The sequence below is a fragment of the Rhodococcus sp. PSBB066 genome (assembly GCF_017068255.1).
Classification (GTDB): Bacteria; Actinomycetota; Actinomycetes; order Mycobacteriales; family Mycobacteriaceae; genus Rhodococcus; species Rhodococcus aetherivorans.
The window spans coordinates 4,419,407-4,437,871 of the sequence record NZ_CP070859.1 but is presented as its reverse complement, the minus strand read 5'-3'; the positions used below and the strand labels follow the sequence as shown (position 1 = coordinate 4,437,871).

The following is an 18,465-nucleotide window of genomic DNA, read 5'->3' as shown; positions in this document are numbered from 1 at the left end:
GGGCCGCCGCGGCAGGTGGCAGAATCGGGCCCCGTGTCTGCCTCCGAGAACCCCGCCCTCGCCCGTGCCGGCCTGCTCGTCGTCGACAAGGACCCGGGTATGACCAGCCACGACGTGGTGGCCCGCTGCCGGCGGCTGCTCGGCACCCGCAAGGTCGGTCATGCCGGCACCCTCGACCCGATGGCGACGGGCGTGCTCGTGCTCGGGGTGGAGCGCGCGACGAAGATGCTGGGCCTGCTCGCCCTCACCACCAAGGCGTATTCGGCGACGATCCGGCTCGGGCAGAGCACCGTCACCGACGACGCCGAGGGTGAGGTGCTCGCGACCACCGACGCCTCCGCCGTCGCGGACGAGGCGATCGCGGCGGCCGTTGCCGCGCTCACGGGGGAGATCTCCCAGGTGCCTGCCAGCGTCAGCGCGATCAAGATCGACGGCAAGCGCGCCTACGCCCGGATGCGCGAGGGGGAGACCGTCGAGCTCGCGGCCCGGCCGGTCACGGTCTCGCGGTTCGAGGTGCTGTCCCGGCGGACCACCTCGGACGGGTTCGTCGATCTCGACGTCGAGGTGGAGTGCTCGTCCGGCACCTACATCCGGGCGCTGGCCCGGGATCTGGGGGCCGCCCTGGGCGTCGGCGCGCACCTGACGGCGCTGCGGCGCACCCGGGTCGGCCCGTTCGGGCTCGAGCACGCCCGCACGCTCGCCCAGCTCGAGGAGAGCCCGACCGTGAGCCTGGACATCGATGCAGCCGTCCGCACCGCGTTCCCGTGCCGCGACGTCACCGCGGCGGAGGCGGAACTGCTGGCGAACGGCCGGTGGCTGGATCCGGTGGGGATTCCCGGCGTGTACGCGGCGATCGACCCGTCCGGCCGGGCCGCGGCGCTGCTGCAGGAGAAGGGCAAGCGGGCCTCGGCAGTGTTCGTCGTGCGCCCGGCCACCATGTAGCGGTGTGTCCTTCGGGCTGCTCCCGCCGCTCGAAGGACACACCGGCGGCGCAGCCGCCTACACCAGCCAGATCGCGTCGGCCGCGGGATGCCCGAGGTCGACCGTGGTGCCGCCGTCGCCGCCGATGCGGACCGAGACGGTGCCCGCGAAGTCGCGGCGTTCGACGACCCGGATGTCGGTGTCGAGGGCTATGCCCACGTCGTCGAAGTAGCGCAGCATCGCCGGGTCCGCGTCCGAGATACGGGCGACGCGGCCGTGCTCGCCGTCGACGAACGCGCTGAGCTGCCGGGCCGGGGGAGTGGGGATCGTGCCGTCGTCCGCCGGGATCGGGTCGCCGTGCGGGTCCCGCTCGGGATGGCCGAGCTTGGCGTCGATGGCGGCGACGAGCCGGTCGGAGACGGCGTGCTCGAGGACCTCGGCCTCGTCGTGCACCTCGTCCCAGCCGTAGCCGAGTTCCTGGACCAGATACGTCTCGAGCAGACGGTGCTTGCGGACCATGGCCACGGCGGCGGCGCGCCCGGAGTCCGTGAGGGAGATCGCGCCGTAGCGGGCGTGGTCGACGAGGCCCTGATCGGCGAGCTTGCGGACGGCCTCGGAGACGGTCGACGCCGACACTCCGAGCTTCTCCGCGAGCAGCTTCGTCGAGACCTTCTCCCCCGACCATTCCCGCACGGTCCAGATGATCTTGAGGTAGTCCTGCGCGACCGGCGTCAGCGTGTCCGCCGTCGCCACCTCGGTCGTCCCGCTTCTCTCGCCCACGGGGACAGCTTAGGCAAGTCTCACCGCGGATTCATCCGCGTCGCGCAGCCGTGCCCGCCGCCGCAGCGCCCCGGTGATCAGTCCCTGGTGCGGCGAGAAGAGGTAGGCCACCGTGAACACGACGGCCTGCGCCAGGACGACGACACCGCCGGTGGAGGCGTCGGTGTAGTAGCTGACGTACACCCCGGCCGCCGATGTCAGCGCGGCCAGGGTGGGGGCGAGCACCAGCATCCGCGACAGCCGTTCGGTGAGCAGGTACGCCGTCGCACCGGGGATGATCAGCATCGCCACGACGAGGATCACCCCGACGGCCTGGATGGCGGCGACGATGGTGACCGCGAGGAGAGCGAGCAACAGGGCGGACAGCCGGGCCGGGGAGATCCCGAGGGCGTGGGCCTGCCCCCGGTCGAACGCGAACAGGGTCAGGTCGCGGCGCTTGGCGATCAGCACGACGAGCACCGCCACCGCGAGGGCGGTGACCTGCCACATGTCCTCGGTGGCCAGGCCCAGCAGGTTGCCGAAGAGCACGTGGTGCAGGTCCACCTGGCTCGGGTTCTTGGAGATCAGGACGACGCCGAGGGCGAACAGCGTCGTGAACACCACGCCGATCGCGGCGTCCTCCTTGACCTTGGTGGTGCTGCGCACGAGCCCGATCAGGGCGACGGCGGCCCCGGCGAACAGCAACGCGCCCAGGGCGAACGGTGCCCCCACCAGGTAGGCCAGCACCACCCCCGGCAGCACGGCGTGGGAGACGGCGTCGCCCATCAGCGACCAGCCGATGAGGACGAGCCAGCAGCTGAGCAGGGCACACACGACCGTGGCGGCCACCGCGACGACGAGCGCACGCTGCATGAAGCCGTACTGCAGCGGTTCGACGATCAGTTCGACGAGGTTCACCGCGCCTCCTGGGGAACGTAAGGGGTCGGCACCAGCGGGTCGACGCCGAAGGCGCGGGCGAGGTTCTCCGGCCGGAGCACCTCCTCCGGGGCGCCGTGCACGAGGATGCGACGCTGCAGCAGCGCGGCCTCGTCGCACAGCGTCGACAGCCCGGCGAGGTCGTGGGTGGCGACGAGGATCGTGTGCCCGGAGCCGGCGAGGTCCCGGATCACGCCGGTCAGCGCCGCCTCGGTGCGCTTGTCCACCCCGGCGAACGGCTCGTCGAGCAGCAACAGGGGAGCGCCCTGGGCGATGGCGCGGGCGACGAAGACCCGCTTGCGCTGACCGCCCGAGAGCTGCCCGATCTGCCGCTGCTCGTAGCCGGCCATGTCGACGCGTTCGAGCGCGGCCCGGACCGCGGCGTGGTCGGCAGGCCGCGGCCGGCGCAGCCAGTTCTGGTGGCCGTAGCGGCCCGTCATCACGACTTCGCCCACGCTGATGGGGAAGTCCCAGTCGACGGCCTCGCTCTGCGGCACGTACGCGACGGCTCCGGCCTTGCGGGCGGTGACGGTGTCGGCGCCGCCGATGGACACGGTGCCGGCGCTCGGCCGCACGATGCCCATGATCGCCTTGAAGAGGGTCGACTTGCCCGAGCCGTTGGTGCCGACGAGCCCGCACACCCGGCCGGTGGCGAGGGTCAGGTCGACGCCGTCGAGCGCGGTGACGGTGCGGTAGTGCACGCTCAGGCGGGAGACGGCCAGTGCGGGGGCGGGTGTCGCGGTCATGGGCGCAGCCCTTCGGTGATGGTGCGGACGTCGTGCCGGAGCAGCTCGAGGTAGGTCGGCACGGGGCCGTCCGGCTCGGAGAGCGAGTCGACGTACAGGGTTCCGCCGAACCGGGCACCGGTGTCCTCGGCGACCTGCCGCTGGGCCTTGTCCGAGACGGTGGACTCACAGAACACGGCGGGCACGGCGTTGGCCCGGACGAAGTCGACCGTACGGGCGATCTGCTGGGGGGTGCCCTGCTGGTCGGCGTTGACCGCCCACAGGTACGCCTCGCTCAGGCCGGCGTCGCGGGCCAGGTAGCTGAAGGCGCCCTCGCAGGTGACCAGCGCTCGGTGATTCGGCGGCAGCACGGCCAGGTCGGCGACGAGCTGTTCGTGCACCGCCTGCAGTTCGGCGCGGTACGCCGCGGCGTTGGCGGCGTAGTCGGAGGCGTGCTCGGGGTCGAGCTCGGCGAACGCGGCGGCGATGTTGTCGACGTACGTCTGGGCCGCCAACGGGGACATCCACGCGTGCGGGTTGTGCCGCCCCGCGTAGGCGTCCTCGCCGATCGGCAGCGGCGGCACGCCCTCGCTGAGGACGGCGTGGGCGGCGTCGGTGTCGGCGAGGAACTGTTCGAACCAGCGCTCGAGGCCCAGGCCGTTGTCGAGGACGAGGTCGGCCCGGGTGGCGTAGCGCAGGTCGCCCGGGGTGGGCTCGTAGCCGTGGACCTCGGCACCGACCTTGGTGATCGACTCGACCCGCAGGTGTTCCCCGGCGACGTTGCGGGCCATGTCCGCGAGCACCGTGAAGGTGGTCAGCACCAGGGGGCGGTCGTCGTCGGAACTCTGCGCCGAGCTGCAGCCCGCCAGGATCGCCGTGGCCGCGAACGCCACGGCGATTTTGCGGAGTCCAACGAAAATGTTCGGCATACCGAAATTATGGCGGTGTGCCGTCGGCGTTGTCCATGCGACGCCCCGGGCGAGCCGGAGATGACCGTCCGGCCGCCGGGTCGTAGGCTGCGCTTGTGCAGAGATGGCGAGGTCTCGACGAAATTCCCGCGGATTGGGGTCGTTGTGTCCTGACGATCGGGGTGTTCGACGGTGTGCACCGCGGGCACCAGCAGCTGATCGCGCGGGCAGTGAAGTCGGCGAAGGAACGCGGCACAGCCAGCGTCCTGATGACGTTCGACCCGCACCCGATGGAGGTCGTGCGGCCGGGCAGTCACCCGGCGCAGCTCACGACCCTCGCGCGGCGGGCAGAACTGGCCGAGGAGCTCGGCATCGACGTCTTCTGCGTCATGCCGTTCACCCCCGAGTTCATGAAGCTGTCCCCGGAGCGGTACGCCCACGAGATCCTCGTCGAGCGGCTCCACGTCGCCGAGGTCGTCGTGGGCGAGAACTTCACCTTCGGCAAGAAGGCCGCCGGCAACGTCGACCTGCTGCGCACCATCGGCGAGCGCTTCGGCTTCGCCGTTCAGGGCCTGACCTTGCTCAGCGAACATGCGGTGACGTTCTCCTCCACCTACATCCGCTCGTGCGTCGACGCCGGCGACGTCGCCGCCGCGGCCGACGCGCTGGGCCGCCCGCACCGCGTCGAGGGCGTCGTGGTGCACGGGGACGGCCGCGGCCGCGATCTCGGCTTCCCCACCGCGAACGTCGCGCCGCCCATGTACTCGGCCATCCCCGCGGACGGCGTCTACGCCTGCTGGTTCACCGTCCTCGGCCCGGGCACCGGGGGGCTCGGCACCGTCACGCCGGGGGAGCGGTACCTCGCGGCGGTGTCGGTGGGCACCAATCCGACCTTCTCCGGGCGCACCCGCACCGTGGAGGCGTTCGTCCTCGACGAGGAGGCCGACCTGTACGGCCAGCACGTCGCGGTCGACTTCGTCGAGCGGCTGCGCGGCATGGAGCGGTTCGAATCGGTGGAGGCGCTCATCTCGGCGATGCACCGCGACGCCGAGCGGGCCCGCGAGGTGCTCGAGCGCACTCGCGGCTAGGGCCGTTCCGGTCCGGGCCCCGCCCGGATCGGGGACAATTCCCGGTGTGTCGATACGTCAGTGGCGACACGCGCGCCTGACCTGGGCGGACGCCGCGAACTATCACGAGTCGAAATCGGACCGGCCGACCGACTGGTCCGCCTTCGTCGTGTTCGACGAGCGGGACGGTGCGATCCGCGGCCCCGAGGACGCGTCCGCTCACCTGCGCTCCCGGGCGCATCTGCTGACCGTGCTGGACCGGCGGATCGTCGAGGCGCCCGGCCGGCTGGACTATCCGTACTGGGTGCGGGCGCAGCTGCCGCCCGAGGAGCGCATCGAGTACCACGAGTGGGCCGGCGGCTCGTTCACCGCGTGCATCGACGCCATCGCCGACCTGTGCGCGGACCCGCTGGACGTCCGGCGGCGCGCGTGGTGCCTGCACGTCTTCGTCGCGGTGTCCGACCCGGACGATCCGGGCGCGACCGTGACGGTCGTCGTGCTGCAGGTCAGTCACGCCGTGATGGCAGGCTCGGCGCTGCCCGCCTTCCTCGGCGCGCTGTTCGGCGCGGACGGGCAACCGCTGCGCGTTCCCGGCCTGCCGCCGGCCGCGGCGCGACCGCAGCACGTCGCCGCAGCGGTCTCGGGTGTGGCGCGCTTCGCCCGCTGGTACCTGCGGCTCGGCTACCTGACGCTCGGCGCGGTCCTGGTGCGGCGCGCGGCGTCGGCGCGGTCCGCGGACGCCCCGACGGTCCCGTCCCCGGCGGCGCGGCCCGCAGCGGTGCTCGCCGGGGCGCCCGGCCCCGACCGGGTGATCCGGATCGTGCGGCCCGACCTGGGCAGTCTCGTCGGCCGGACCTACACCGTGACGGCCATGGGCCTGGCGGCGGTGTCCCTCGCGATGCAGCGTTACTTCGGCGAGCGCGGCCGGCCCGTCGTGGGCGCCCACGTCGCGGTTCCGGTCGCGGTCGGCGCGGCCGGTGCCGCGCTGGGCGTCAATCGGCTGACCGCCGCGATCGTTCCGTTGTGTACCGAGGTCGCCGATCCCCGCGACCGGGTGGCGGCCGTGGCCGACGCGCTCGCCGGCGAACGGCGGGTCGCGACGTCCCCCGAGGTGCTGCACCGCCTCGCGGGTGCGGGCGCGGTGCCGTATCCGCTGTACCGCCGGGCGGCGGACCGGCGCGACCGTGCGGCGGCGGCGGGCGGGTTCGCGGCACCCGCCGAGACCGCGGTCACCAGTGTCGACTGTGGCGCCGACACCGGCTGGACCTACCACGGCGGAACGTTCCGTTTCGTCGCGGGCATCCAGTCCCTCCGCCCGGGGATGGGTCTGGTGCACTCCTTCAGCCGGGCCGGCGAAGCGTTCGCCGTCACGGTCATGAGCTCGCCGCTGCTGATGCCGGATCTCGATCGGTACGCGACCCTCCTCGAGGAGGCGTTCGCCGAGGTGATCGAAGCCACCGGAGGCCGCCGATCCGGCACCGGATCCCGCGGCTGAGGGTGGCCGGGGCCGGCACCTGCCCCTCTGGTACGCTCATCCGCTGGTGTGTGCTGCGGTTCGCGGTGGCCGCACCGACGGGCATCGGCCCGTTCCACGAAGCGCGCGGACGTCATCGATCAGGAGTATCCCAGTGGCATTGACCACCGAGCAGAAGAAGCAGATCCTCGGCGAGTACGGCCTCCACGAGACCGACACCGGATCGCCCGAGGCGCAGGTCGCGATGCTCACCAAGCGCATCCAGGACCTGACCGAGCACCTGAAGCAGCACAAGCACGACCACCACTCCCGCCGCGGCCTGCTGCTGCTGGTCGGTCGTCGTCGCCGGCTGCTCAAGTACGTCGAGAAGGTCGACGTCAACCGCTACCGTTCGCTGATCCAGCGTCTGGGTCTGCGCCGATAGGAGCGCGGCGAAGCGACGACGCGATCTGCGTTCGCTGATCTTTCCGATAGCCAACGAGGCAATGCTTAGACTGAGCCTCGTTGGCTATCGGTGTTTGGCCGCTGCGCGGCCGGAGGTGGGTGACGTGCCCACCGGACACCGGCAGCGGCACCCGCGGACGGCGACACCGCCCGCGGAACCGTATGCACCGACGGTGTCGGTCTTCGGTAGTGACCTTCCGGACCCGGTCCGGACGGTTTCGATCGACGACCGCCTCCGCACGCTCGGCCCGTGAGACGCGGGCACGGGCGATCGGTGCGCAGCCGCAGCCACGAGGGTTGTGGCGCCCGCGCGGGTACGGCGAAGACGAGAGGGAAGAGAAGAGTAGAGATGACCAGCAATTCAGCAGTCGAGGTCGACGAGGGCGTGTTCGAGTCCGTCGCAGTCCTCGACAACGGGTCCTTCGGCACCCGCCAGATTCGTTTCGAGACCGGCCGCCTCGCCCAGCAGGCCGCCGGCTCCGTCGTCGCGTACCTCGACGACGAGACCATGCTGCTGTCGGCGACGAGCGCCAGCAAGCAGCCCAAGGAGCACTTCGACTTCTTCCCGCTGACGGTGGACGTCGAGGAGCGCATGTACGCCGCGGGCCGCATCCCCGGCTCGTTCTTCCGTCGCGAGGGCCGGCCCTCCACCGACGCGATCCTGACCTGTCGCCTCATCGACCGGCCGCTGCGCCCGTCCTTCGTCGACGGCCTGCGCAACGAGATCCAGGTCGTGGTGACGGTGCTCAGCCTGAACCCGAACGACCTGTACGACGTCGTCGCGATCAACGCCGCGTCGGCGTCCACCCAGATCGCCGGCCTGCCGTTCTCCGGCCCGGTCGGCGGCGTGCGGGTCGCGCTGATCACCTCCGAGGAGAACAAGACCGGCCAGTGGGTCGCGTTCCCGACGGTCGAGCAGCTCGAGAACGCCGTGTTCGACATGGTGGTCGCGGGTCGCATCGTGGGTGGCGGCGACAACCCCGACACCGCCGACGTCGCGATCATGATGGTCGAGGCCGAGGCCACCGAGAACGTCGTCGAGCTGGTCGCCGGCGGTGCGCAGGCGCCGACCGAGACCGTCGTCGCCGAGGGTCTCGAGGCCGCCAAGCCGTTCATCGCGCGGCTGTGCGTCGCCCAGCAGCAGCTTGCCGCCGCGGCCGCGAAGCCTACCGGTGACTTCCCGCTGTTCCCGGCCTACGAAGCCGACGTGTACGAGGCCGTCGAGGCCGCCGCGTCGACCAAGCTGGCCGAGGCGCTGACCATCGCCGGCAAGCAGGAGCGCGACGAGCGGACCGACGAGGTCAAGGTCGAGGTCCTCGAGCAGGTCGCCCCCAACTTCGAGGGCCGTGAGAAGGAGATCGGCGCGGCGTTCCGCTCGCTCACCAAGAAGCTGGTCCGCCAGCGGATCCTGCGGGACAAGTTCCGCATCGACGGCCGCGGCATCACGGACATCCGCGCCCTGTCCGCCGAGGTCGCGATCGTGCCCCGGGCCCACGGCTCGGCGCTGTTCGAGCGTGGCGAGACCCAGATCATGGGTGTCACCACGCTGGACATGGTGAAGATGGCGCAGCAGATCGATTCGCTCGGTCCCGAGACCAGCAAGCGGTACATGCACCACTACAACTTCCCGCCGTACTCCACCGGTGAGACCGGCCGCGTCGGCTCGCCGAAGCGCCGCGAGATCGGCCACGGCGCCCTCGCCGAGCGGGCCCTGATCCCGGTCCTGCCCAGCCAGGAGGAGTTCCCCTACGCGATCCGTCAGGTCTCCGAGGCGCTCAGCTCGAACGGCTCCACCTCGATGGGCTCGGTGTGTGCCTCGACGCTGTCGCTGCTCAACGCCGGTGTGCCGCTCAAGGCCCCGGTCGCGGGCATCGCGATGGGCCTGGTCTCCGACGAGGTCGACGGTGAGACCCGCTACGTCGCGCTGACCGACATCCTCGGCGCCGAGGACGCGTTCGGTGACATGGACTTCAAGGTGGCCGGCACGAAGGATTTCGTCACCGCGCTGCAGCTCGACACCAAGCTCGACGGGATCCCGTCGCAGGTGCTCGCCGGGGCGCTGTCGCAGGCGCACGACGCCCGCGCCACCATCCTCGAGGTGATGGCCGAGGCCATCGAGACCCCGGACGAGATGAGCCCGTTCGCGCCCCGGATCACCACCATCAAGGTGCCGGTCGACAAGATCGGCGAGGTCATCGGCCCCAAGGGCAAGATGATCAACTCGATCACCGAGGAGACCGGCGCGAACATCTCCATCGAGGACGACGGCACGGTGTACGTCGGTGCCGCCGACGGCCCGTCCGCGCAGGCCGCGATCGACAAGATCAACGCCATCGCGAACCCGCAACTTCCGAAGGTGGGCGAGCGCTTCCTGGGCACCGTGGTCAAGACCACGGCGTTCGGCGCGTTCGTCTCGCTGCTGCCGGGCCGCGACGGCCTGGTGCACATCAGCAAGCTCGGCAACGGCAAGCGCATCGCCAAGGTCGAGGACGTCGTCAACGTGGGCTCGAAGATCCGCGTGGAGATCGCCGACATCGACAACCGGGGCAAGATCAGCCTGGTGCCGGTGCCCGACGAGGACACCGCCGACGCTTCGGGCGAGACACCCGCGGCTCCGGCCGAGTCCGGCGACATCGCCGAGAGCTGACACTCGGCCTCCGACCGCCCGCGTCTCCGTCTGTCCTTCGGGTGGACGGGGCGCGGGCGGTCGCGCGTCCTCCCGCCGGTGCGGCGCGTGCTACGGCCCCCCTGGTGTCGTCCGGGTGCCGGCGCCCGACAACAGTCCGAGTTCCCGCGCCCGCACCACCGCCTGGCGGCGACTCGTGGCACCGAACTTGCGGTACAGAGACTTCAAATGTGCCTTGACGGTGTTCACGGACACGAAGAGCTCGTCGGCGATCTCGGCATTGCTCATCATGGTGGGCAGGAGCAGGAGGACAGCCCGTTCGCGATTGGTCAACGGCTCGAGCAGTTGCGGAGCCTCGGATCGGTCGGCAGTCCCGCCCAGCTTGCCGACCAGCATCGAGACGAATTCGTGGTGGGCGTCGTCGACGCGGTTGTGTCGTTCCAGCAGTGCTCGGACCCGGTCACCGGCCAGTAGAAACGGCCGTGCGATTCCTTCGGGTGCGGACACCGCGAGGGCATGTGCCAGGGCAACCTCGGCTTCGCCCTCCCCGCGTAGCCGGTCGTGTGCGAGTGCGGCCAGCAGCCAGGCATCGACGGTGGGCCCGTTGTCGATCGGCGCTCCCCCGAGCAGCGGTGCCACCAGTTCCAGGCATCGGCGCGGTTCGTCCGTCGCCAGGTACGACCGCGCCAGAAGGACCACACGGTGCGCACCGGGGCGCGCGAGGTCCGGTGGTCCCTTTTCGGCGGACAGCAGCGCCGCAACCTCGTGGGCCCGTCCTTCGGCCAGCAGAATCTCTGCCTCGACGAGTTCGTACCACTCGGCAAGGAAGCGCGGGATGACCCAGTCGGACATGCGCTGCCGCAACTGCCCCAGGTGCGCCCGTGCCGCCGGCGGGTTGTCCGCCGAGAGAGCGAGCCGTGCCTGTACGAGCCCGAAGCTGGTTTCGGTGTAGCGGTCGCGGAACTCGCCCAGGCTCGTGTGTCCCCGCTCAACCGCAACCGAACAGGCCTCGATGTCCGCCTCGAGCAGGCGGATCATGGACTCGGCCAGCAGCACCGTGGCCGACGGCGGCAGGAAGGTCCATCCCAGCTCGTCGGCGACGGCCAGCCCGAGATCGACCTCTCTGCGTGCCGCCCGCAACCGGCCGGCCATCGCCATGAGCACGGCTGTGTTGCCGTGCAGATGCAGCGCGAGTACCGGAGTCATCGCCGACCTGGCGGCCAGCGCCGATATCGTGGACGCGAGCATCGCCTCGGCGGCGTCGAGTTCTCCGGACCACAGCTTTCCCATCGCGAGGACGGTGCCGGCGGCGATCCGGTACACGGGCGCGGCCGGCATGTCCGCCGGTGAGACCCCCTCGAGTTGTCGGATCGCTTCTCGTGCGGCACCGACCTGCCGCGACGGATCTGCCTTCATCCAGGCGAGCACCGCATCGAGAGTGACAAGGACCGTCTCGGTGAGCCGCGCGTCGGCGGGCGGGAGAGGATCGAGCAACTCGCGGGCGCGGGCCATGTGGGTGGCGACGCCGACCGGATCGTACTCCGCATACGCGGCGACCGCGGCGGCCGCCGCCACCTCGGCATGCCCCCCGACCAGGTCGGCGGGTGCGTCCCGCAGCAGTGCCACCAGCGCCGGACGTTCCGGACCCAGGATCTCTGCTCCCGCCGCTCGCAGGACGAATCGGGCAAGTCCGAGCCAGTCCTCGGCGGCGCGCAGGTGGCGCGCCGCCTCGAGGAGTTCGCCGTGGTCTGCGAACCACCGGGCGGCACGCCGGTGCAACACGCGGCGGCGCTCGGGATCCTGGGTCTTGAGGCGGTGTCGCAGCAGGTCTCCGAATAGTTGGTGATAGCGGTACCACGCCCGCCGGTGGTTCAACGCGACGACGAACAGGTTGTCCCGTTCGAGCCGGACCAGAAACTGCTGGCCGTCAGTACGCCCGGTCAGGGCGTCGGCCAGTTCGGCGGAAATCCGTCCTACGACGCACGTGTCGAGCAGGAACCGGCGCAGTGCCGGATCCTGGTTGGCCAGCACCTCTTCCGCGAAGTAGTCGGCGACCGACCGTTCGTCCCCCGCAAGTGCCTCCACGGTGGCCTCCACATCGTTCGAGGTCCGGAGCGACAGGGCCGCGAGCCGCAGGCCGGCCGCCCATCCCTCGGTCTTGGCGAGGAGGGTCTGCATCTGAGCGGGTTCGAGGATGACATCGTGGTCGGCCAGAAGCTGTTTCGCCTCGGCGGCATCGAACCGCAACGCTTCCGAACGGATCTCGGTCAGCTGACCGCTCAGGCGGAGTCGTTGCAGTGGCAACGCCGGATCGCTGCGAGTGGCGATCACCAGTCGCACGTTGCCGAGCCCCCTGCGGACGGCCGCCGCGAGCGACTGCACGGCCGGCGTCCCGGCGAGCAGATGCATGTCGTCCAGCACCAGGACGACGGGATGGGGAAGGCGGCCACACGCATCGGCGAACACGGAGACGAACCGGGGGTCGAAACTGGGTGGGACCCGCATCGTCGCCAGCAACGAACCGGCGGGGAACCCGCCGACGGCGCGGAGCGAGTCCAGGACCCGGCTCCAGAACTGCGTCGGTTCGGCGTCCTCACATTCCACCGAGAGCCATGCCACAGGCCCGGGGTGTGACGCTGCCCAGGATGCCAGCAACAGCGTCTTGCCCGACCCGGCCGGCGCCGACACGAGCACGGTGCCGGCGTTCACCCCGTCTTCGAGGATGCGTTCGAGACGCGCGCGCCGCACCACCCGGCCGGGAAGCCGAGGCACGAGGGAGCGCACCATCGACAACGTGGGAGCATACTCGTCCTGCGTGCCGGCCGGTGGCCCCGTCATGGGGCGAGAGTAGTCCTGCGCGGCGGCCGGTGCCCTCGTCATGGGACAAGTTCGGTGATCCGCGGTGAACGGACGCGGATCGGAAGCCGGGTCACGCGCCCGGCGACCCGGTGACGGATCGACCGCGCTCCAGCGCCCGCGACGGTTCCTCCGCCGCGCGGTCGGACCCGGGAACGGTGTCGTTCCCGTAGTCGAACATCGCGGTGATCCGGGTCTTGATCTCTTCGGTGGTCATCGTGCCGGTCGGGGTGAGGCCACCCGCGGCCTGTCGTGTCCTCATGGGGTCCTTCACGAGTTACTGGTAGAGGTCGTCGAGTGCCGAGGGTCGGGTCAGGCCCGGATCATCAACGCGGCGGACGCCAGGGCCGCAGTCGTCGCCGCCGCAGTGAGGACGCCGGCGAGAACGGAGCCGGTGTACGCTCCCACGGGTGCCGAGGCGACCGCTGCGGCGCCGAGGACGATGGCGGGAATCGGCAGCGGCCAGGGCATGTCGTGGCCGGACGCCCCGACCCTGCGTGATGTCGCGTTCTGCGAGCGGGTCCGGACGGTGGGGCGAGTATGTGCGGTCATCGTCGATCCACTTCGTTCGATCGGGACGCGGGTACGCCTGACATTTGGCCGCGAGTGACTCCGCGGTCGATTCCGACGGTAGGTCGCGCCCCTGTGCGGCGCCTCACCCCTGGAGGGTGAAACCGCAGGCCGAGGGTGAATATCCGGCCGCGAACAGGAGAGGAGCACCCGTTCCTGCCGCGGCTCCGGGCGGAACGGACCGTCGGCATTTTTCCTCGAATTCACCCCGCGTGCGCGTGTCGATGATTCGCTGGAGCCGTGACAGCTTCAGCGGGTGTTACCGGAACGCGGCGGAGCTCGAACCTCGCGCTGGCAACGTGGGTCTCGGCGATCAACTTCTGGGCATGGAACATGATCGGCCCCTTGTCCACGACGTATGCGGGCGACCTCTCGCTCAGCAGTACGCAGGCCTCGATCCTCGTCGCGACGCCCATCCTCGTAGGATCTCTCGGGCGCATCGTGGTGGGCTCGCTCACCGATCGTTACGGCGGCCGCGTCATGTTCATCGCGATCTCGCTGGCCTCGATCATCCCGGTGCTCGCTGTCGGTGTGGCCGGCAGCGCAGGCTCCTACCCTCTGCTGCTCGTCTTCGGCTTCTTCCTCGGCATCGCCGGAACGATCTTCGCGGTGGGTATCCCGTTCGCGAACAACTGGTACGAAGCGTCCAGGCGGGGCTTCGCGACCGGTGTCTTCGGGGCCGGCATGGTGGGGACGGCCCTGTCCGCGTTCTTCACTCCGCGGTTCGCACAGTGGTTCGGGCTGCTGGCCACCCACGTCATCGTCGCCGCGGCGCTCGCCGTCACGGCGGGGGTGTGCCTCCTCGTGATGCGTGATTCGCCGCAGTTCCGCCCGAACACCGACGCGGTCGCGCCCAAGCTTGCTGCTGCGCTGAAACTCCCCGTGACCTGGGAGATGTCGTTCCTCTATGCGGTGGTCTTCGGTGGCTTCGTGGCCTTCAGCAACTACCTCCCCACCTACATCAAGACGATCTACGGTTTCTCTGCTGTCGACGCCGGCGCGCGGACAGCGGCCTTTGCTCTGGCCGCAGTGCTGGCCCGGCCGATCGGGGGTGCCCTGTCCGACCGCATCGCCCCGAAGTACGTCGTGCTCGTGTCGTTCGCCGGGACGGCAACGATGGCCGCGATCGCGATCACCCAGCCGCCGCCGGATGTGTGGTCCGCGGCGACGTTCATCCTGCTCGCGATCTTCCTCGGCATCGGCACCGGTGGTGTCTTCGCATGGGTGGCGCGCCGCGCGCCCGCCACGTCCGTGGGATCGGTCACCGGCATCGTTGCGGCTGCCGGCGGGCTCGGCGGGTACTTTCCGCCGCTCGTCATGGGCGCCACCTACGACTCCGTCGACAACGACTACACCGTCGGTCTGCTGCTGCTCGTGGCGACCGCGCTCATCGCGCTCGTCTACACCGCGGTGAAGCTGCACGCGCACGAGTCCGTGCAGGCCGACAGCCGCTGACGATTCCGTCCCGAAGGAGTGCATGTGACCATCCACCACACCGGCGGCCCGGTCGAGGACCTGCTGCGGCGCAGCGGGCGGTTCTTCGTCCCGGGTGACGCCTCCGACGACGGCCGGACCGTCACCCGCCGCGGCGGACGCGAAGGCGACATCTTCTACCGGGACCGGTGGAGTCACGACAAGGTGGTCCGGTCCACCCACGGCGTCAACTGCACCGGTTCGTGTTCGTGGAAGATCTACGTCAAGGACGGGATCATCACGTGGGAGACGCAGGAAACCGACTACCCCACGGTGGGCCCCGACCGCCCCGAGTACGAACCGCGCGGCTGTCCCCGCGGCGCTGCGTTCTCGTGGTACACGTACTCGCCGACGCGGGTGCGCTACCCGTACGCCCGCGGCGCGCTCGTCGAGATGTACCGCGAGGCCAGGGCGCGGCTCGGCGATCCCGTTCTGGCGTGGGCCGACATCCAGGGCGATCCCGAACGGCGCCGCCGTTACCAGCGGGCCCGCGGCAAGGGCGGCCTGGTCCGGGTGACGTGGGCCGAGGCGACCGAGATGATTGCGGCGGCGCACGTGCACACCGTCCGGGAATACGGACCCGACCGGGTGGCCGGCTTCTCGCCGATCCCCGCGATGTCGATGGTGTCCTTCGCTGCCGGTTCCCGGTTCGTCGAGCTGATCGGCGGCGTCATGACGTCCTTCTACGACTGGTACGCCGACCTTCCCGTCGCCTCTCCGCAGGTGTTCGGGGACCAGACCGACGTGCCCGAATCCGGCGACTGGTGGGACGCGGCCTACCTCATGATGTGGGGATCGAACGTGCCGGTCACGCGCACACCCGACGCGCACTGGATGGCCGAGGTCCGCTACCGCGGCACGAAGGTCGTGACCGTGAGTCCCGACTACGCCGACAACACGAAGTTCGCCGACGAATGGATGCCGTGCGCGGCGGGCACCGACGGCGCGCTGGCGATGGCGATGGGCCACGTGCTGCTGACCGAGTTCTACGTCGAGCAGCGGGTCCCCTTCTTCGTCGACTACGTCCGGCAGTACACCGACCTGCCGTTCCTCGTGAAACTCGAGGAACGCGACGGCCGGCTCGTCCCGGGCAAGAACCTCACCGCGGCCGACCTCGGTCGGGACGTGGAGAACGCGGCGTTCAAGCCGGCGCTGCTCGACGGTGCGACCGACACCGTGGCGGTTCCGCACGGTTCGCTCGGCTACCGGTACGGCGACGACGGCATCGGCAAGTGGAACCTCGATCTGGGCGACCTCGTGCCGGCACTGACCGTCGCGCATCCCGGCGGCATCGCCGGCGAGGACGCGGTGACGGTGCACCTGCCGAGCTTCGACACGGTCGACGGGCACGGGGCGAGCATCGAGCGCGGAGTGCCGGTGCGGCGCGTCGGAGGACACCTGGTGTGCACCGTGTTCGACCTCATGCTTGCGCAGTACGGCGTCTCCCGTCCGGGCCTACCGGGCGTGTGGCCGACCGGCTACGACGATCCCGCCGTCCCCTACACCCCGGCGTGGCAGGAAGGCATCACGGGAGTTCCCGCCGCCCAGGCGATCCGGATCGCGAAGGAGTTCGCGCGCAACGCGGAGGAATCCGGCGGCCGGTCGATGATCATCATGGGTGCCGGCATCTGCCAGTGGTTCCATGGTGACGCGACCTACCGGGCGGTGCTGGCGTTGCTCCTTCTCACCGGGTCGATGGGCCGCAACGGGGGTGGCTGGGCCCACTACGTCGGGCAGGAGAAGTGCCGGCCCGTCACCGGCTGGGCTGCGATGGCGATGGGCACCGACTGGAGCCGGCCGCCGCGGCAGATGGCCGGTACGTCGTACTGGTACGTCCACACCGACCAGTGGCGCTACGACGGGTACCGCGCCGACGCGCTGGCGAGCCCGCTGGGCCGCGGCCGGTTCCGGGACAAGCACACGATGGACGTGATGACCTCCGCGGTCGCGATGGGGTGGACTCCGTTCTACCCGCAGTTCGACCGCAACACCCACGAGATCGCCGACGAGGCGCGGGCTGCGGGCGTGGACATCCCCGCGTACGTCGCCCGGAAACTCGCGAGCGGCGAGGTGAAACTGTCGGTCACCGACCCGGACAACCCGCGCAACTGGCCGCGGGTGCTCAACGTGTGGCGGTCCAACCTGCTCGGCTCGTCCAGCAAGGGCAACGAGTACTTCCTGCGGCACCTGCTCGGGACCGACTCGAACATCCAGGGCGTGCCGACCGGTCCGGACCTGCGCCCGCACGACGTCGCCTGGCCGGACGACCTGCCCGAGGGCAAGCTCGACCTGCTGATGTCGATCGACTTCCGGATGACGTCGACCACGCTGTTCTCCGACGTGGTGCTGCCTGCCGCGACGTGGTACGAGAAGGGCGACCTGTCGAGCACCGACATGCACCCCTACATCCACGCCTTCAGTCCCGCGATCGACCCGCCGTGGGAAACGCGTTCCGACTACGAGGCCTTCGGCGCCATCGCGAAGGTGTTCAGCGCGCTGGCGGCGAAGCATCTCGGAACCCGCACCGACATCGTGCTCGGCACACTGCAGCACGACACGCCGGGCGCGATGGCGTATCCGTCGGGCACGGAGAAGGATTGGCGCGTCACCGGGGAGGTGCCGGTGCCGGGCCGGACCATGGGCCCGCTCGCGGTGGTCGAACGGGACTACACCGCGATCGCCGACAAATGGTCGACCCTCGGGCCGCTCGTCGACACCCTCGGCCTGACCACCAAGGGCGTCACGACACGTCCGGTGCAGGAGGTCGCGGAGCTCGCCGCGACGTTCGGTGTGATGAATTCCGGTGCCGGGGAAGGCCGCCCGGCGGTCACGAGCGCCGAACGGATGGCCGATGTCATCCTCGCGCTGTCGGGCACCTCGAACGGCCGGCTCGCCGTCGAGGGCTTCCGTGAACTCGAGAAGCGCACCGGCCGCCGGCTCGTGCACCTCGCCGAGGGCAGCGAGGAACGCCGCATCACCTACGCCGACACCCAGGCCCGGCCGGTCCCGGTGATCACCAGCCCGGAATGGTCCGGCAGCGAGACCGGCGGGCGCCGCTACGCGCCGTTCACGGTGAACATCGAGGAACTCAAACCGTTTCACACGCTCACCGGCCGCATGCACTTCTACGTCGATCACGACTGGATCGAGGAACTCGGCGAGCAGTTGCCGACCTACCGTCCGCCGCTGGACATGTCGCGCCTGTTCGGCGAGCCCGCCGTGGGCAGCGGCGACGGCGTCGGACTGACCGTGCGGTACCTCACCCCGCACTCGAAGTGGTCGATCCACTCCGAGTACCAGGACAACCTGTTCATGCTGTCCCTCTCGCGGGGCGGTCCGACCATGTGGATGAGCCCGGGGGACGCGGCGAAGATCTCGGTGCGTGACAACGACTGGGTCGAGGCCGTCAACCGCAACGGCGTCGTGGTGTGCCGCGCGATCGTCTCGCACCGCATGCCCGACGGCGTCGTGTACGTCTACCACGCGCAGGAACGCACCATCGACGTGCCGCTCACCGAGACCACCGGCACCCGCGGCGGCATCCACAACTCGCTCACGAGGATCCTGATCAAGCCCACCCACCTGGCGGGTGGCTACGCGCAGACGTCGTTCGCGTTCAACTACCTCGGCCCCACCGGAAATCAACGCGACGAGGTGACGGTCGTACGCCGCCGGTCGCAGGAGGTCACGTACTGATGTCGACACC

14 protein-coding genes are annotated in these 18,465 nt (G+C 70.4%); 7 read left to right on the top strand and 7 right to left on the bottom strand.

Going from position 1 to position 18,465, the window contains the following annotated elements:
• Positions 1-33: 33 nt before the first annotated feature.
• Positions 34-942, top strand: coding sequence for a tRNA pseudouridine(55) synthase TruB (gene truB, locus JYA75_RS20100; protein ID WP_029543293.1), 909 nt, complete (start codon positions 34-36; stop codon positions 940-942).
• A 57-nt stretch (positions 943-999) separates the two neighbouring features.
• On the opposite strand, the gene JYA75_RS20095 is transcribed toward truB, so the two are convergent.
• Genes JYA75_RS20095 through JYA75_RS20080 form a run of 4 tightly spaced genes read right to left on the bottom strand, consistent with a single transcriptional unit; the run spans position 1,000 to position 4,270 of the window.
• Positions 1,000-1,674, bottom strand: coding sequence for a metal-dependent transcriptional regulator (locus JYA75_RS20095; protein ID WP_029543295.1), 675 nt, complete (start codon positions 1,672-1,674; stop codon positions 1,000-1,002).
• A gap of 36 nt (positions 1,675-1,710) precedes the next feature.
• Entirely contained in the window at positions 1,711-2,598 is an 888-nt protein-coding gene (locus tag JYA75_RS20090) for a metal ABC transporter permease (protein WP_043798236.1), read from the bottom strand.
• Positions 2,595-3,362, bottom strand: a complete 768-nt coding sequence (locus tag JYA75_RS20085) for a metal ABC transporter ATP-binding protein (RefSeq protein WP_043798232.1) — start codon at positions 3,360-3,362, stop codon at positions 2,595-2,597. Before JYA75_RS20085 ends, JYA75_RS20090 begins: the two co-directional genes overlap by 4 nt.
• Positions 3,359-4,270, bottom strand: coding sequence for a metal ABC transporter substrate-binding protein (locus JYA75_RS20080; protein ID WP_006948318.1), 912 nt, complete (start codon positions 4,268-4,270; stop codon positions 3,359-3,361). Before JYA75_RS20080 ends, JYA75_RS20085 begins: the two co-directional genes overlap by 4 nt.
• 95 nt (positions 4,271-4,365) lie before the next feature.
• On the opposite strand from JYA75_RS20080, the gene JYA75_RS20075 reads away from it, so the two are divergent.
• The 4 genes from JYA75_RS20075 to JYA75_RS20060 all read left to right on the top strand — a co-directional run bounded on the left by JYA75_RS20075 (position 4,366) and on the right by JYA75_RS20060 (position 9,881).
• Positions 4,366-5,337 carry a bifunctional riboflavin kinase/FAD synthetase gene (locus tag JYA75_RS20075; RefSeq protein WP_006948316.1) on the top strand — a complete coding sequence of 324 codons (972 nt, stop codon included), beginning with the start codon at positions 4,366-4,368 and terminating at the stop codon, positions 5,335-5,337.
• A gap of 46 nt (positions 5,338-5,383) precedes the next feature.
• Positions 5,384-6,811 (top strand): wax ester/triacylglycerol synthase domain-containing protein, encoded by a 1,428-nt coding sequence (locus JYA75_RS20070; RefSeq protein ID WP_006948315.1) that lies wholly within the window; start codon positions 5,384-5,386, stop codon positions 6,809-6,811.
• 133 nt (positions 6,812-6,944) lie between these two features.
• Positions 6,945-7,214, top strand: coding sequence for a 30S ribosomal protein S15 (gene rpsO / locus JYA75_RS20065; protein ID WP_003935677.1), 270 nt, complete (start codon positions 6,945-6,947; stop codon positions 7,212-7,214).
• A gap of 369 nt (positions 7,215-7,583) precedes the next feature.
• The gene (locus JYA75_RS20060) at positions 7,584-9,881 is read left to right on the top strand and encodes a polyribonucleotide nucleotidyltransferase (RefSeq protein WP_043798228.1); all 2,298 of its coding nucleotides are present in this window, start codon (positions 7,584-7,586) and stop codon (positions 9,879-9,881) included.
• Positions 9,882-9,971: 90 nt separating this feature from the next.
• On the opposite strand, the gene JYA75_RS20055 is transcribed toward JYA75_RS20060, so the two are convergent.
• From JYA75_RS20055 to JYA75_RS20045, 3 genes are all read right to left on the bottom strand, one after another.
• On the bottom strand, positions 9,972-12,698 hold the full coding sequence (locus JYA75_RS20055) for a LuxR C-terminal-related transcriptional regulator (protein ID WP_239010472.1): 2,727 nt from the start codon (positions 12,696-12,698) through the stop codon (positions 9,972-9,974).
• Between the two features lie 91 nt (positions 12,699-12,789).
• Entirely contained in the window at positions 12,790-12,978 is a 189-nt protein-coding gene (locus tag JYA75_RS20050; protein ID WP_043798223.1) for a hypothetical protein, read from the bottom strand.
• Between the two features lie 50 nt (positions 12,979-13,028).
• Complete coding sequence (locus JYA75_RS20045) at positions 13,029-13,268, bottom strand: hypothetical protein (RefSeq protein ID WP_043798219.1); 240 nt, start codon at positions 13,266-13,268, stop codon at positions 13,029-13,031.
• A gap of 258 nt (positions 13,269-13,526) precedes the next feature.
• Between JYA75_RS20045 and JYA75_RS20040 the strand changes: the two genes are divergently transcribed.
• The gene (locus JYA75_RS20040; protein WP_080688487.1) at positions 13,527-14,741 is read left to right on the top strand and encodes a nitrate/nitrite transporter; all 1,215 of its coding nucleotides are present in this window, start codon (positions 13,527-13,529) and stop codon (positions 14,739-14,741) included.
• 24 nt (positions 14,742-14,765) lie between these two features.
• Positions 14,766-18,455 carry a nitrate reductase subunit alpha gene (locus tag JYA75_RS20035; RefSeq protein ID WP_203329275.1) on the top strand — a complete coding sequence of 1,230 codons (3,690 nt, stop codon included), beginning with the start codon at positions 14,766-14,768 and terminating at the stop codon, positions 18,453-18,455.
• Positions 18,456-18,465 lie beyond the last annotated feature (10 nt).

Coding starts and splice junctions, on each gene's coding strand:
- JYA75_RS20080 (WP_006948318.1), bottom strand. CDS start 4,270: ATGCCGAACATTTTCGTTGGACTCCGCAAAATCGCCGTGGCGTTCGCG.
- JYA75_RS20085 (WP_043798232.1), bottom strand. CDS start 3,362: ATGACCGCGACACCCGCCCCCGCACTGGCCGTCTCCCGCCTGAGCGTG.
- JYA75_RS20050 (WP_043798223.1), bottom strand. CDS start 12,978: ATGAGGACACGACAGGCCGCGGGTGGCCTCACCCCGACCGGCACGATG.
- JYA75_RS20060 (WP_043798228.1), top strand. CDS start 7,584: ATGACCAGCAATTCAGCAGTCGAGGTCGACGAGGGCGTGTTCGAGTCC.
- JYA75_RS20055 (WP_239010472.1), bottom strand. CDS start 12,698: ATGACGGGGCCACCGGCCGGCACGCAGGACGAGTATGCTCCCACGTTG.
- JYA75_RS20045 (WP_043798219.1), bottom strand. CDS start 13,268: ATGACCGCACATACTCGCCCCACCGTCCGGACCCGCTCGCAGAACGCG.